Annotated in this window: 12 protein-coding genes; 8 read left to right on the top strand and 4 right to left on the bottom strand. The window is 52.9% G+C overall.

Annotated elements, in window-relative coordinates:
- Positions 1–9: 9 nt before the first annotated feature.
- Positions 10–789, bottom strand: a complete 780-nt coding sequence (locus PsWM33_RS16435) for an SDR family oxidoreductase (protein ID WP_063289638.1) — start codon at positions 787–789, stop codon at positions 10–12.
- Positions 790–1,055: 266 nt separating this feature from the next.
- Between PsWM33_RS16435 and PsWM33_RS16430 the strand changes: the two genes are divergently transcribed.
- The 3 genes from PsWM33_RS16430 (at position 1,056) to PsWM33_RS16420 (ending at position 4,049) form a co-directional block, all read left to right on the top strand.
- Complete coding sequence (locus PsWM33_RS16430; protein ID WP_193778412.1) at positions 1,056–1,862, top strand: UDP-2,3-diacylglucosamine diphosphatase; 807 nt, start codon at positions 1,056–1,058, stop codon at positions 1,860–1,862.
- Positions 1,859–2,938: a glycosyltransferase family 4 protein gene (locus PsWM33_RS16425; RefSeq protein WP_063300930.1), complete on the top strand. Its 1,080-nt coding sequence runs from the start codon at positions 1,859–1,861 to the stop codon at positions 2,936–2,938. Before PsWM33_RS16430 ends, PsWM33_RS16425 begins: the two co-directional genes overlap by 4 nt.
- A gap of 91 nt (positions 2,939–3,029) precedes the next feature.
- Entirely contained in the window at positions 3,030–4,049 is a 1,020-nt protein-coding gene (locus PsWM33_RS16420; RefSeq protein ID WP_063300929.1) for a threonine ammonia-lyase, read from the top strand.
- Between the two features lie 64 nt (positions 4,050–4,113).
- Here the strand turns inward: PsWM33_RS16420 and PsWM33_RS16415 are convergent, their stop codons facing one another.
- Positions 4,114–5,223: a protein phosphatase CheZ gene (locus tag PsWM33_RS16415; RefSeq protein ID WP_208992039.1), complete on the bottom strand. Its 1,110-nt coding sequence runs from the start codon at positions 5,221–5,223 to the stop codon at positions 4,114–4,116.
- Between the two features lie 238 nt (positions 5,224–5,461).
- On the opposite strand from PsWM33_RS16415, the gene PsWM33_RS16410 reads away from it, so the two are divergent.
- Positions 5,462–6,574 (top strand): MFS transporter, encoded by a 1,113-nt coding sequence (locus tag PsWM33_RS16410; protein ID WP_208994592.1) that lies wholly within the window; start codon positions 5,462–5,464, stop codon positions 6,572–6,574.
- A gap of 47 nt (positions 6,575–6,621) precedes the next feature.
- Here PsWM33_RS16410 and dgcA read toward each other — a convergent pair whose 3' ends face one another.
- Together dgcA and dgcN are read right to left on the bottom strand one after the other, a co-directional pair.
- Entirely contained in the window at positions 6,622–7,605 is a 984-nt protein-coding gene (gene dgcA / locus PsWM33_RS16405) for an N-acetyl-D-Glu racemase DgcA (RefSeq protein WP_063300928.1), read from the bottom strand.
- Positions 7,602–8,615, bottom strand: a complete 1,014-nt coding sequence (gene dgcN, locus PsWM33_RS16400) for an N-acetyltransferase DgcN (RefSeq protein WP_063300927.1) — start codon at positions 8,613–8,615, stop codon at positions 7,602–7,604. The genes dgcA and dgcN overlap by 4 nt, the downstream gene beginning before the upstream one ends.
- Positions 8,616–8,723: 108 nt before the next feature.
- On the opposite strand from dgcN, the gene PsWM33_RS16395 reads away from it, so the two are divergent.
- Genes PsWM33_RS16395 through PsWM33_RS16380 form a run of 4 tightly spaced genes read left to right on the top strand, consistent with a single transcriptional unit; the run spans position 8,724 to position 13,442 of the window.
- A complete protein-coding gene (locus PsWM33_RS16395) occupies positions 8,724–9,872 on the top strand; it encodes an MlaE family ABC transporter permease (RefSeq protein WP_063300926.1) in 1,149 nt (382 codons plus the stop codon).
- Positions 9,873–9,877: 5 nt separating this feature from the next.
- Positions 9,878–10,693 carry an ABC transporter ATP-binding protein gene (locus PsWM33_RS16390; protein WP_063300925.1) on the top strand — a complete coding sequence of 272 codons (816 nt, stop codon included), beginning with the start codon at positions 9,878–9,880 and terminating at the stop codon, positions 10,691–10,693.
- A 9-nt stretch (positions 10,694–10,702) separates the two neighbouring features.
- Positions 10,703–12,640, top strand: a complete 1,938-nt coding sequence (locus tag PsWM33_RS16385) for an MlaD family protein (protein ID WP_063300924.1) — start codon at positions 10,703–10,705, stop codon at positions 12,638–12,640.
- A gap of 10 nt (positions 12,641–12,650) precedes the next feature.
- Complete coding sequence (locus tag PsWM33_RS16380; RefSeq protein WP_208994591.1) at positions 12,651–13,442, top strand: ABC-type transport auxiliary lipoprotein family protein; 792 nt, start codon at positions 12,651–12,653, stop codon at positions 13,440–13,442.
- Positions 13,443–13,452 lie beyond the last annotated feature (10 nt).

The raw sequence follows: 13,452 nt of genomic DNA, 5'->3' as shown, positions 1-13,452 counted from the left end.
TTTTCATTTTTAGAAAGCGCTTGGGTAGAGGCCGCCGTCGAGCAGGAGATTCTGGCCTGTGATGTATCCAGCATGGGCTGAGCACATGAAGGCGCAGGCTTTGCCGAATTCTTCCGGATTGCCGAGACGCCTTGCTGGGATCTCTTCTGAAGACAGGCGTTTGGCTTCTTCAATGGAGATGCCGGTCTGCTCTGCCTGACGCTCGAAGCCACCTTTCAGGCGGTCGGTGTCGAACTTTCCGGGCAGCACATTGTTGATAGTGACATTGTGCTGGGCGTATTGACGGCAGACGCCTGCCAGGAAAGCCGTGAGACCTGCACGGGCGCCGCTGGACAGGTCCAAGCCTTCAATAGGCATCTTCACGGACATGGAGGTGATGTTGACGATGCGGCCAAAGCGGCGCTCTGCCATGCCATCAATGACTGCCTTGATCAGTTCGATCGGGGTGATCATGTTCTGGATGACACCATCCTGAATCGCCTGACGGTCCAGCTCTTTGAAGTCTTTGCGTGGTGGACCGCCGTTGTTGTTGACGAGGATGTCCGGGTTTGGGCACGCTTTGAGAACGGCTTGCTGGCCTTCTGGTGAGGAGATATCTGCTGCCACGGGAATGACTGAGATGCTGTGTTGTGCTGCCAGTTCGCTCGCGATTTGGTCGAGTCGTTGCTCGTTGCGTCCGTTGATTACGAGATCACACCCAGCCTCTGCCAGTGCTTTTGCTGTTCCCAAACCCAGCCCACGGCTGGATGCGCAGACAATGGCTTTGCGCCCCTCAATACCCAAGTGCATTTCAACATCCTAATGAATCGGTGAATTGTGAAGGGTAGCCTACATTCTCAGAAAGGTTTGAGCCAGTCAGGATCAAGCTTAGCAAGCAAATAGAATATTCACTTGAATTGCAGGCGCTTGCTTTGCTCTACTCTAATAAACGGGGAGTAATGTTACTTGAGATTCAAGCAAGAAACTGACAGGTTTTAGTATATGTATCCTGTCATATTTGTTTCTTGTGAATCAATTTAAAGGAAAGAAGGTTTTCTTATTCCGGAGGCTTCGTGGTGACCGGGGATTCTACTAGTAAAAAATATAGAAGCTTGTTTTTGTCTGATGTGCATCTGGGCACACGCGGATGTCAAGCTGATCTCTTACTGGACTTTTTGAAGCAAAACGACGCTGACACGGTTTATCTTGTCGGCGACATTATTGATGGCTGGCGGCTGAAGCGGTCCTGGTATTGGCCTCAGCTGCATAATGATGTGGTGCAGAAGCTCTTGCGCAAAGGTCGCAAAGGGGCACGGATCGTTTACATCCCCGGCAATCATGATGAGTTCCTGCGGGACTTCTTCGGCATTCATTTTGGGGGTGTTGAGGTTGTTGATCAGGTCATTCATGAAGGAGCCAATGGCAAGAGGTACCTTGTCATTCACGGTGACCAGTTTGATGTGGTGGTGCGTCATGCAAAATGGCTGGCCTTCTTTGGTGACTGGGCTTATGTGAGTGCGCTCAATCTCAATACAGTGCTGAATTATTGCCGTCGTAAGCTGGGGCTGACCTACTGGAGCCTGTCTGCGTGGGCGAAGCTGAAGGTAAAGAACGCCGTCAACTTCATTGGTAAGTTTGAGGAAACACTGGTTTCCGAGGCGCTGCGTCAGAAGGTGGATGGGGTGATCTGTGGTCATATCCATCATGCGGCTGATCATGAGACCAACGGCATCCACTACATAAACACTGGTGATTGGGTAGAGAGTTGCACTGCCGTTGCTGAGAACTTTGATGGAACGTTTGAGGTTATTCATTGGGGCGATGGCAAACGGGACCAGAGTGAGCCTGCCAGCGAGAGTTCTGACGGACAGGTGGCCGCATGAGCTCGATCCTGATCGTCACCGATGCGTGGAAGCCCCAAATCAACGGCGTTGTGCGGACATTGGAGCGGCTTGCTGTTGAGCTGCGCTCCATGGGTATTCGGGTTGAGTTCCTGACGCCGCAATCGTTCCATAGTATCCCTATGCCATCTTACGGTGAGATCCGGCTGAGCCTGACGCTGCCGCATATCGTGCGTGGGTTTATTGAGAAGTACGACTGTGATCATCTGCACATCGCGACCGAGGGGCCGTTGGGTCTTATGGCACGGCAGGTGGCAAAGCGGGACGGACGTGTTTTCACCACCAGTTATCACACGCGCTTTCCTGAGTATTTGCAGGCGCGGTATCCCGTTCCGCTGTCCTTCAGCTATTCTTGGCTGCGCCGTTTTCATAACAGCGGGCAGGGATGCATGGTGGCGACGAGTACTCTGGAAGCTGACCTGTGCATGCGTGGGTTTGACAATCTGCTGCGCTGGTCGCGTGGGGTGGATCATCAGCGATTCCGGCCAATGCGGACCAGCCTGCTGGACCACTTGCCAGCACCGCGGTTCTTGTATGTGGGACGTGTGGCGGTTGAGAAGAACATCGAGGCGTTTCTGCAGCTTAACTTGCCGGGAACCAAGGTGGTTGTTGGTGGAGGTCCGCAGCTGGAGGAGCTCAAGGTTGCTTATCCGGAGGTGTTGTTTACCGGGCCTGTCGTTGGTGATGAGCTGATTGAGTATTATGCAAACTCGGATGTATTTGTGTTTCCGAGCCAGACCGACACGTTTGGCAATGTGCTGCTGGAAGCGCTTGCTTGCGGGACTCCGGTGGCGGCCTTTCCTGTGATGGGGCCGATTGATGTGATTGGCAACAGTGGGGCAGGTGTGTTGAAGAATGATCTTCAGGCGGCAGCACTGGAAGCACTGGAGGTCTCGCGGGATCATTGCCGGGATGTTGCCCTGCGATTTACGTGGCGGGCAAGTGCCGAGCAGTTTCTGGCCAACGCCGAACATGCCTATGACCCTGCATTTGCTACAGGATTTCGGCAGGACATATATGCGGGCAAAGGCTCTGTTGGAAATCACCTGAATGGTTGAGTGGATCTCCTTGAGCTGTGATCAGAATATCTGAAGCCGATGTAGATTTGCGTGCTATACAGGGCGGCATATTGCTGTTGCCGAGGTTCTTATGGTTTTAGATGTTTCCAGTCCAGTCGAACTCACTTTTTCCGAAATTGAAAAAGCAAGAACAAGGCTGCAAGGCTATGCCAGCCTGACACCGCTTCTGAACTTTCCGGTGTTGGATGAGCAGGTGAATGGCCGTGTCTTTATTAAAGCCGAAAACCTGCAGCGCACCGGGTCTTTCAAGTTTCGAGGTGCGTTCAATCGCCTTTCCCTGATCCCTCAGGAGCAGCGGCCCGCTGGTGTGGTTGCGTGTTCTTCCGGCAACCATGCGCAGGGCGTTGCAGCTGCTGCGAAGATCCTTGGTTTCCCGGCGGTGATTGTGATGCCTGAGGATGCGCCTCAGCTGAAGATCCAGCGGACGAAGGCGCTGGGGGCGGAGGTTGTGCTTTACGATCGTGAGAGCGAGGACCGTGAGGCGATTGCCCGTGGTCTTTGTGAGGAGCGCGGTGCGACGTTCATCCACCCTTACAATGACAGCGGTGTGATTGTGGGACAGGGCACGACCGGGCTTGAGATTGCAGAGCAATGTGAGGTTTTGGGTGTCACGCCTGATGTGTTGATCAGCTGTACAGGTGGCGGTGGTCTGACCAGCGGTATTGCGCTGGCGCTGGAAACGAGCCTGCCCGAGTGTCAGATTTACACGGCAGAGCCTGCTGGTTTTGATGATTATGCACGTTCACTTGAAGCTGGGACACGTGTTCGCAATGCTGCTCTGGGCGGTTCTGTTTGTGATGCAGTGCTGACTGAAATGCCGGGGGACAAAGGCTTTTCAGTATTGAGTAGGCGTCAGGCAAAAGGTCTGCGTGTCACAGATGACGAGGCGATGAAAGCGGTTGCCTTTGCTTATTTTGAGCTGAAGCTGGTTGTTGAACCGGGCGCAGCTGTCGCTTTGGCTTCTGTTTTGTCCGGCACGATTGACCTTGCCGGGAAGACGGCAGTGATCACGATCTCCGGCGGAAATGTGGATCCTGCCATCTTTGAGAGAGCACTGAAGCAGTACTCTGCAGAGAAAGCACCTGCATAAGAAAAAAGCCGTTTGCGCTGAAAAGGAGGCAAACGGCTTTCGAAATTCTGGTTTCCTGTCTCAATTATGAGAAGAGTGCGAGGCGCTCTCCTGTTGAGAGGTGATGGAGCGGGTCGGAATTGCTGCCTCTTGGGGAGGTGAGCGGAGGCGACTGCCCCTCGATCTCGATCAGCGCGTCGTCCTGCTTTGTCGCGGTGTCCGTCTCGACTGGCGTATCGTCGTTGGTGACGATGAGGTCGTCGTCCTCGATCAACGCGACTTGAGGCGTTTCGACAGCGTTCAGCTCTTCTTCTACATCATCAAGTTCAAAGACTTCAGCAGGTTCCTCGGCGGGCTCTTCTGCTTTGTCCTCTTCCTGCTGGACTGCTTCTGCTCGTGTTTCAGCAGCAAACTGAACGACGTTTTCGTTCAGCGCTTCTTCGATCAAGGCAGGTGTTGCATCAAACATGGCGTCAATGTCCGCTTGATCAACGCCTGCACCATCCATTTGCGGGCCGTTGAGCAAGTGGGCATCCGGGCGCTTGTCTATATGACGATCATCTTCATCACGCGGCTCATCCAAATTGATTTCCGGGCGATCTTCATCAGCCAGGTTTACACCCCAGATGCGGATCATCTTGGAGATGCGGCCTTCAAGGTAATGAAGGGCCTTCACCACTTTGTTGATGCGCTGTCCTGTCAGATCCTGGAAGGAACATGCCATCAGAATTTCCATGGCCATTTCTTCAATGGCGTCGCATGGGGCATCTTCTGCGCCGGACGCACGGAGCTTGTCCACCAAATCCTGAATAGCTTCGGAGGACTCCAGAATGACCTGTGTTGCACTTTCTGTAGATGTGACGATTGCATCTAACTCGTCAGAGGCAGCTGAAAAGCGATTATTGTCGGCATTTTCCAGCTTGATCTTTGAGATTTCGTCCTTCGTTCGCTCAATTGCCTCATACATTTCATAGGTGTGCAGGCGATATGTTTCCATCTCAGATGGCAGTTCGCGCTCAACCAATGTTTTTTCAAGTCGTCGCACAGCTTCCAGGAGGTCTGCTGTTTCGGCGGATCTGTTTAGTGTGAGGTGATCATGAAGGAAAGCACGGCCTCTATCAGTCTCAGAGAGTGCGCTTTTGATGGCATCAAATTCCTCGGGGCTCAAAAGGACCTTTCGGTTGTTGCCAGCCATAAGTGGCTCCTTCATAACTAACTAAGATAATACTACAAGTTTATATAACAGATTCTACGGCTAATAATTGGTTTACATTGATTTGGATAGTCCCTATTAGCACAAGTGATAGGAGTATCCCTTCCCATCCACTTCCTCGGGTACTCTCCACCCCCATTTGTAGTGTTTTCCAATGACTATGCCCAGAAGAACTTCCTCATTAGGGAAAGCCAGTAACCTATTCTGGATTGCAACAGGCGTGAGTGGTTTGTTTGCAGCGTTTAATTTTGCAAACGCTTTCTTTCTTGCGTATTTTCCGCTTTTTTTGGAGGATATTAGCTTTACACCCGTGCAGATCGCATTGGTGATTGCCCTGCCAAATATCGTCCGCATCTTTGCAACTCCGTTGATGACGAGCATTTCGGATCGTGCAGGGCGCAGGCGTCATTCCATGGCGCTGTTCAGTGTTATTGCGCTGATCTCCTTTTGGGTTCTGATCTACTCCAGTGACTATTGGACTGTCATTGGACTGGTTGTTTTCCTCTCCATTTTCTACACGCCTATTCAGCCGCTGCAGGATGCATATGCCTATGAAACTGTGAGCACTCTTGGCCTGAATTACGGGCCGATGCGATCATGGGGATCGATTGCGTTTGTGGTCGCGACGCTGATTGGTGGTTGGTATCTGACATTTGGTGAGCCTGCTGAACTGCTTTTCCTGACTGTGGGCAGTCTGGGTTTGCTGGCGCTGCTTGCTGTGCTGTTGCCGGGCATGCCTTCAGAAAGCCGAAGCTCAAGCAAAGAAAGTGTTTGGGCTGCTGAAGAATTGCGTGATCCGCAGTTCCTGCTTGTGGTGTTGTCTGGTGGTTTGTTGCTTGGTAGCTTCTCAGCGCTTTATGCCTTCGCCAGCATCTTCTGGCTTTCTGTGGGTATCAGCGATGCGATGGTTGGTGGATTGTGGGCGATCGGTACTCTGGCAGAGATTGGGATCTTTGTTTGGGGTTCCTTCTTCATGCGCCACCTGGGAGCCTGGGGATTGATGGTCACTGGTGGTGTTGCAAGCATCATTCGTTGGGTGCTGTTCCCCTATGCAACGGAAACGTGGTCCGCCGTATTGCTCCAGCTTTTGCATGCCGGTAGCTTTGGTATGGTGTTTCTGGGCATGGTTGCCTACACGTCCAAACTGGTTTCAAGCAAGCGTCTTGGGACGGCTCAGGGCCTGACACAAACAGCCTTTGGTGTGGTGATGGGCGTAAGCGGTATTGCCAGTGGTTGGCTCTACGCGATTGAACAAGCCTATGCTTTCTATCTGATGGCGGGGATCTGCTGTGTCGGTGTGCTGACACTTATGCTGGTGACCAAGCGCGTTTAAAAAACAAGGCGGCCTCGATGTGAGAGCCGCCTTTTTTATGCTTGTGATTAGCCCCAAAGTTGCGGGGATGGCGGGTGCATCAGGCTGCCTTCAAACTGGATTGCGTGCTCGCGATCCTTGGCAAGTAATAGAGGCCCGTCCAAATCAACAAACTCTGCATTTTGCGCCAGCAGCATGGCAGGCGCCATGGCGAGAGATGTGGCGAGCATGCAGCCGACCATGATGACGTAGTCCATCTCTTCCGCCTTGCGCAGCAGTTTCAGCCCTTCTGTAATGCCGCCGGTCTTGTCGATCTTGATGTTGATGGCTGAGTAGCGATTGCGGAGGCTCTCCAGGTCTGCTGAGGTGTGCAGGCTTTCATCTGCGCAGATCGGGATAAGGTGTTCCACTTCTGCCAGAACACCATCTTTGCCCGCTGGCAAAGGTTGTTCCACCAGCCCAACACCTGCCTGCTGACAGGCTTTGATGTTGGCTTCCAGATTATCTTCTGACCAGCCTTCGTTGGCATCGACGATTAGCTTGCTGTTTGGTGCGGCCTGTCTGACAGCTGCGATGCGTTCAACATCGCCATCACCTGCGAGTTTGACTTTGAGGAGAGGGCGGCTTGCTGCTTTTGAAGCGTCGGTCGCCATCTTCTCCGGTGTGCCGACAGAGATGGTGTAGGCGGTTTCCAAAATGCGCTGGGACTTGATGCCCACCAACTCGGCTACAGTGGAGCTCTGGCGTTTGGCCGTCAGGTCCCACAGGGCGCAGTCCACTGCGTTGCGGGCTGCACCTGCTGGCATGAGGCTTTGCAGCTCTTCGATAGAGACACCAGCTTCAATAGCTCCACGCACCGCTTCGATTTGAGCGGTGACGCTCTCAACGCTTTCGCCATAACGTGGGTAAGGGACACACTCACCGCGGCCTGTGTGACCGTCCTGTGTGAGTGTGGCGGTGAGGACGTTTACTTCCGTGCGGGAACCGCGGGCAATGGTAAAGCTTCCCGCAATTGGGAATGTTTCAGCTTCAATAGACAGGCGACAAGTCAAACCAGTTTAAACTCCGCGCAAATATGATTAATGATTGGATCGGTCCCGAAGCGGACAGGATCAGTTGCAGGCAGTTTATGCGCTTCCCCCAGCTCTTCAATCAGGTTTTTTGCATGATTTTCAGAAAGCATCATGGTGTTGATGGCTAAGCCGACACAGCGGATGTCCGGATTGGTAAGACGGCCCAGTTGTATTGTCAGGTCAATGACGTCCTGAATAGATGGAATGGGTGCAGGCACACCTCGCATGGTGGAACGGGTTGGCTCATGACAGACTACAAAAGCGTCTGGTTGTGAGCCATGGAGCAGGCCGAGGGAGACACCGGCGAAGGATGGGTGATGCAATGCGCCTTGACCTTCGATCACATCCCAGTGGTCGTCTTTGGTGGCCGGGCTGATATGCTCAGCAGCGCCGGAGATGAAATCTGAGACGACAGAATCGATGGCAACACCGCGTTCAGCAATGAGGATGCCGGTCTGGCCGGTTGCGCAGAAATCTGAGCTGATATTACGGTCTGCTAGGCCTTTTTGTAGAGCGAGTGCGCTGTATTTCTTGCCAACGGAACAGTCAGTGCCAACTGTCAGAAGGCGTTTGCCTGAGCGCTTGTCGCCTTTGCCTGTTGGAAAGGTGAGATCTGTAAAGCGCAGGTCATGGAGTTTACGTTTGTTTTTTGCAGCCGCTTCGGCGATGGCTGGAATGCTGCCAAGTTCGATATGTAGGCCTGCTGCGATATCGAGCCCATGGTTGAGTGCATCGACGATGGTTTCAATCCAGTGATCAGGCAGGATGCCACCTGCATTGACGCAGCCGATGACCATGGTCTTTGCGCCTGCCTCTGTGGCGTCGGTAAGACTCATCTCAGACAGGGGCGTGTGGGCTTTGCAGCCCGGGAGTGTAATTTGGCCAAGGCACCACTCTGGTCGCCAATCAAGTACGCCATGTGCAGTTTTTGCTGCCAGCTCGTCTTTTACGTCCCCAAGAAATAATAGATATGGCTTAGAAATAGACATAATTTTATCCGTTGTACTTGTGGCTGAATGAGGATTACTAGACGACACACTACAGAAAGCTGTATAGGATCAATAGGATTTTTGGATTATAGGGCGCAGGGTCCCGTGATGAAGCTGACTGATAAAATGGATGCGCCGGACCTGGTAACTGCCGAAGACGGTACGTTACTTTTGCTCACGGCTTCCGGTGCCTGGGGCATCCGGCAGGGTTCTACTTGCGAAAAACTCATCAATCAGACCGCGTCCGGACTCAGTCATTCCGTAATTTGTGTGGATTTAAAAGCGGTTAGTTTTCTCGATACGGCTGGTGCCTGGTTGCTGCAGCGGTTCCAGATGGAGCAAGCCGAACAGGGGCGAGAGGTCAAGTTCATCTATGAGGATGAGCGTTTTGACATCTTGCTGAAGGAAGTTGACCGGGAAGACGTCGATAATCCTGCCGAAGAACACTCTGGTAACTCTTTCGTCAATTATCTGGAGGACGTGGGGGAGGCGACGCGCCAGCTGGGTCGTGATACGCGTGACGTTCTGGCAATGCTGGGTAGCCTGACCGCGATTATCACAGCGGCAGCGACGCATCCAAGCCGGCTACGGCCAATTTCAATTGGCGTTCAGTTTCAGCGCTCCTGCATGGGTGCGGTTCCGATTGTTTGCCTGATGAGCTTTCTGATTGGCGGAATTATTGCGCAGCAGGGCGGGTTTTATCTGAAGCAGTTTGGTGCTGAGATCTTTGTGGTGGACCTCTCCGGCATTCTGGTTCTTCGTGAGATTGGTGTTATTCTGACTGCCATTATGGTGGCTGGTCGATCCGGTTCTGCGTATACGGCAGAGCTTGGTTCCATGAAGATGCAAGAAGAGATTGATGCGCTTCAAGTGACCGGCTTGCGCGTGACCGAAGTGTTGATCCTGCCGCGTCTGGTGGCACTGATGATTGCGCTTCCGATCCTCGTTTTTCTGGCGAACATCGCGGCGTTGTTCGGGGCGGGGCTGACCTGCTGGTGGTATCTTGGCATTGTGCCTCATTCCTTCATTGCACAACTGCAGGCGGCTGTTACTGTCGACACATTGATGGTTGGCATTGTGAAAGCGCCGTTCATGGCCCTGATCATCGGACTTATCGCGTGTATGGAAGGTATGAAAGTTGAGGGCTCTTCAGAGTCGCTTGGGCGTCATACGACTGTTTCTGTTGTGAAAGCTATATTTATGGTCATCGTGGTGGATGGAGTTTTTGCTGTGTTCTTCGCGTCTATCGGGTTTTAACCAGTATGGGACTAGGACAATCAGGACCGGTGAATGGATTGGGCTCAGGTCATCGTGCGACTGATGATCGGGAGATTTTGCTTCGGGTGCGGGATGTTACCGTCGGCTTTGGAAGCAAACTGGTTCTTGAGAACCTGAATATGGACGTTTACCGCGGTGAAGTGCTTGGCTTTGTTGGCGCGTCTGGCATGGGCAAGTCCGTGCTCATGCGGGCTGTGCTGGGGCTGACGCCGCGACGGTCCGGGTCCATCGAGGTGTTTGGGCAAGATTTTGACGAAGCAACAGATGCCATGCGCCGTGAGATTGAGCAGCGCTGGGGGGTGTTGTTTCAACAGGGAGCGTTGTTTTCCTCTCTCACTGTGAAGCAGAATATTCAGGTGCCGATGCGTGAGCACCTGAAGCTTTCGCCGCGTTTGCGGGATGAGCTGGCTTTGCTGAAGATCGAGATGGTCGGACTGCCTCTGGATGCGGCGGACAAGCTGCCCTCCGAGCTTTCTGGCGGTATGATCAAAAGGGCTGCTCTGGCCCGGTCCTTGTCGTTGGACCCTGACTTATTGTTCCTGGATGAGCCCACTTCCGGTCTTGATCCGATCGGAGCGGCTGATTTTGATGATCTTATTGTAAAACTGAAAGAAACTCTGGGGCTTACGGTTTACATGGTGACCCATGATCTGGATAGTCTGCATAGTATTTGTGACCGTATTGCCGTTTTGGGTGAACGCAGGGTTCTGGTCGAAGGAACCATTGAGGAAATGATGCAGGTGGAGCACCCTTGGGTTAAGTCCTATTTCCGCGGGGCACGTGCCCTCAAACGGGTGTGAGGAGGATGCATGGAAACCCGCGCAAATAACATCGCCATTGGTGCATTCGTTCTAACTGTTGTTGGCATTGCCTTTCTGTTTACGTTCTGGCTGTTGAGTGCGGGTGACCGCTCAAGCCGTCGTGACGTTAAAATTATTTTCCCCGGAGCTGTTACTGGTCTGCCGATTGGCGGTCAGGTGCTGTTTAATGGCATCAAGATCGGCGATGTGAGTGCGCTGACTTATGATCCTGAAAACCCCAAGCTTGTTGTTGCGATTGTGCGCGTTGATGCCAATGCTCCGCTGCGCCGCGACACAGTTGCATCTCTTGGGTTTACCGGACTGACAGGCGTGGCTTATGTGGATCTGTCCGGTGGATCCTCTGACAGTCCGGCGCTGTTCTCCAAAGCAGCTGATACTATTCCGGTCATGTATGCACGCAGGTCCCAGTTTGAGGATTTGCTGGAGGGTGCCAAAGACATCATGCGCAAGGCAGATTCCACGCTGGCGCATATTGATGAGCTGGTGATGACTGCACGGCCTGAAGTGGAAAAGACCATAAAGAATGTCGAGGTCTTTACTCAGGCACTGGCAAACAATGCCAAGGGCGTTGATGATTTTCTTGCTGGTGTGACGGAGACAAGTAAAGCGCTGACGGGGCTCTCGGGCCGGATTGGCAAACTGGTTGATCGTGGTGAAGACCTGCTGGCGAATGTACCCCCGGACAAGCTGGGTGAGATCGTCACCAATGTTGAGGTCATGACCAAGAAACTGTCTGCCTCTGCAGATGGTGTTGGCGATATCATTGCCAACGGCAAGCTGGCCTCTGATCAGCTGGTGAACTTTACGACAGAGCTTTCCGATGAGCTTGATCAGATTGAAGCTGTGATTGGGGCGGTTAAACCTGAAGAGGTTGCGCGTATCTTGAAAGGCGCGTCCGATCTTGGTGGTATCCTGACTGAGCGTCGTGGTGATATCAATACCATGCTCTCCTCAGCCTCTGTTGTTGCAGAAAATGCGCGGGAGTTGACCCTTGAACTGACCAAGAACAAGGATGCTATTGACCGCATCGTGACGAACGCTGAGACAGCATCTAATGAGATTGTGCTGACCACGAAGAATGCAAACCGTATCCTGAGCATGGTGAAATCTGAGCAAGTCAGAAACATCGTGTCATCGGTTGAAACGGTCACCAAAACGCTTTCTGACAAAGATCAGGTGATTGCAAAGGTCATTGATGATGCGGGCGCTGCCACAGCGAATATTCGTGAAGTGAGCAATACCATTGCCGGGCGTAATAAGGAGATCGACAGCGTGATCGTTTCTGCCCGTGAGGTGGGGACGAACCTGAGTGCTGCCTCTGATCAGTTGAGCGAGACGATGGACAATGCGAACTCTCTGATCTCGAACACCAACAGCATTGTGGAAGCCATCGACCCTGCAAAGGTCTCCAATATTGTTGCTTCGGTTGACAAAGTAGCGACCACTCTTGCTGAGAAAACACCGGGCCTTGCCAAAGCGATTGATGAAATTCAGAATGCTGCGAAATCTGTCAACGACATGACGAGCGAGCTGAAAAAGAAGGTGCCGGACGTCGATAAAGTGATTAACCAGGCGAAGAGCATTGCGACAAACCTGAACGCTGCCTCCGTTCGTGTGAACACGATTTTGGAGAAAGTAGACGGCATGGTTTCAGCTGATGGGCAGGGCTTCATCAAGGAAGCGACTGAGGCTGCGGCTTCCATTCGCAAGGTTGCGGATGCGTTTGCCTTGCGGGCAGAGCCAATCTCTGCTGCCCTGTTGAAACTAAGCCAACAAGGCGGACAGGACTTTACTGCAGCAATGCAACAGTTAAACCAGACACTTATTGAAATTCGGCGTGCTGTGAGCAATTTTGACCGTAACCCAAATCGCGTGATTTTCGGCGGATCGGACACACCTGTCTTTAATGGTGCGCAGCGGCGTTGAGTTTTTTGAAATGTTTGACAAAAATGTAGATAAGCGACTCGAAAACGTGCGAGTGGCTAATGGCAGTAGGCTGGAGCTCGGTGTGTTCGGTTCGACACTTAAAAAAATCGTTGTTGGTGCCGTTCTGCTGGGTGGTCTTGCAGGGTGTGGGGCAAGTGGTCCTGAAGCTCTGTATGGCTTGACTGCGCCGCGCGATGTTCCCGTCAAAGTCCGTGCTTCTGATTATCAAATGCTTGTGGCGACACCTGTCGCTCTTCAAGCGTTGGATACGAGCAATATCGCAGTGACACAGGGCGGCGGCCCAATTTACTCCTACTTCCCAAAGGTGGCATGGACAGACACGCTGCCACGTGTGTTTCAGGCGAAGCTTGTTGAGACGCTGGAGAACACCGGCAAGCTGCGCGGCGTTTCGCAACCGGGGCAGGGGTTGTTGATCGACTACCAGCTTCAAACCACTCTGCGGGCTTTTGAGCTGCAGGTGGATGGTGGTGACAAAGCCTATGTGGAAGTGGCTGCACGTATCGTGGATGACCGGGATGGCCGTTCCATCGGCATGCGTGTCTTTGCGGCGAGTGTGCCAACAACCGGCGATACTGTCACTGATGCAATTCCTGCACTTAATGCTGCCTCAGACAATGTGCTTGCCCAGATCTCCAGCTGGTCTATCAATACTGTCGGTCGCATCCCCCGCGCAAAGGCCGCAGCCAAACGCGCTGCACTGAACAGCCAGCAGGACGCAGGCAAACGACAGGTTGCTGCTGCTGCACCGACTGCGATTGAGGTCGCAGGGACGGTGAAGTAGTCGGGTTCAA

The sequence above is a fragment of the Pseudovibrio sp. WM33 genome (assembly GCF_001623165.1).
GTDB lineage: Bacteria > Pseudomonadota > Alphaproteobacteria > Rhizobiales > Stappiaceae > Pseudovibrio.
The sequence above is the reverse complement of the archived record's forward strand: the minus strand, read 5'-3'. Positions and strand labels throughout refer to the sequence as shown.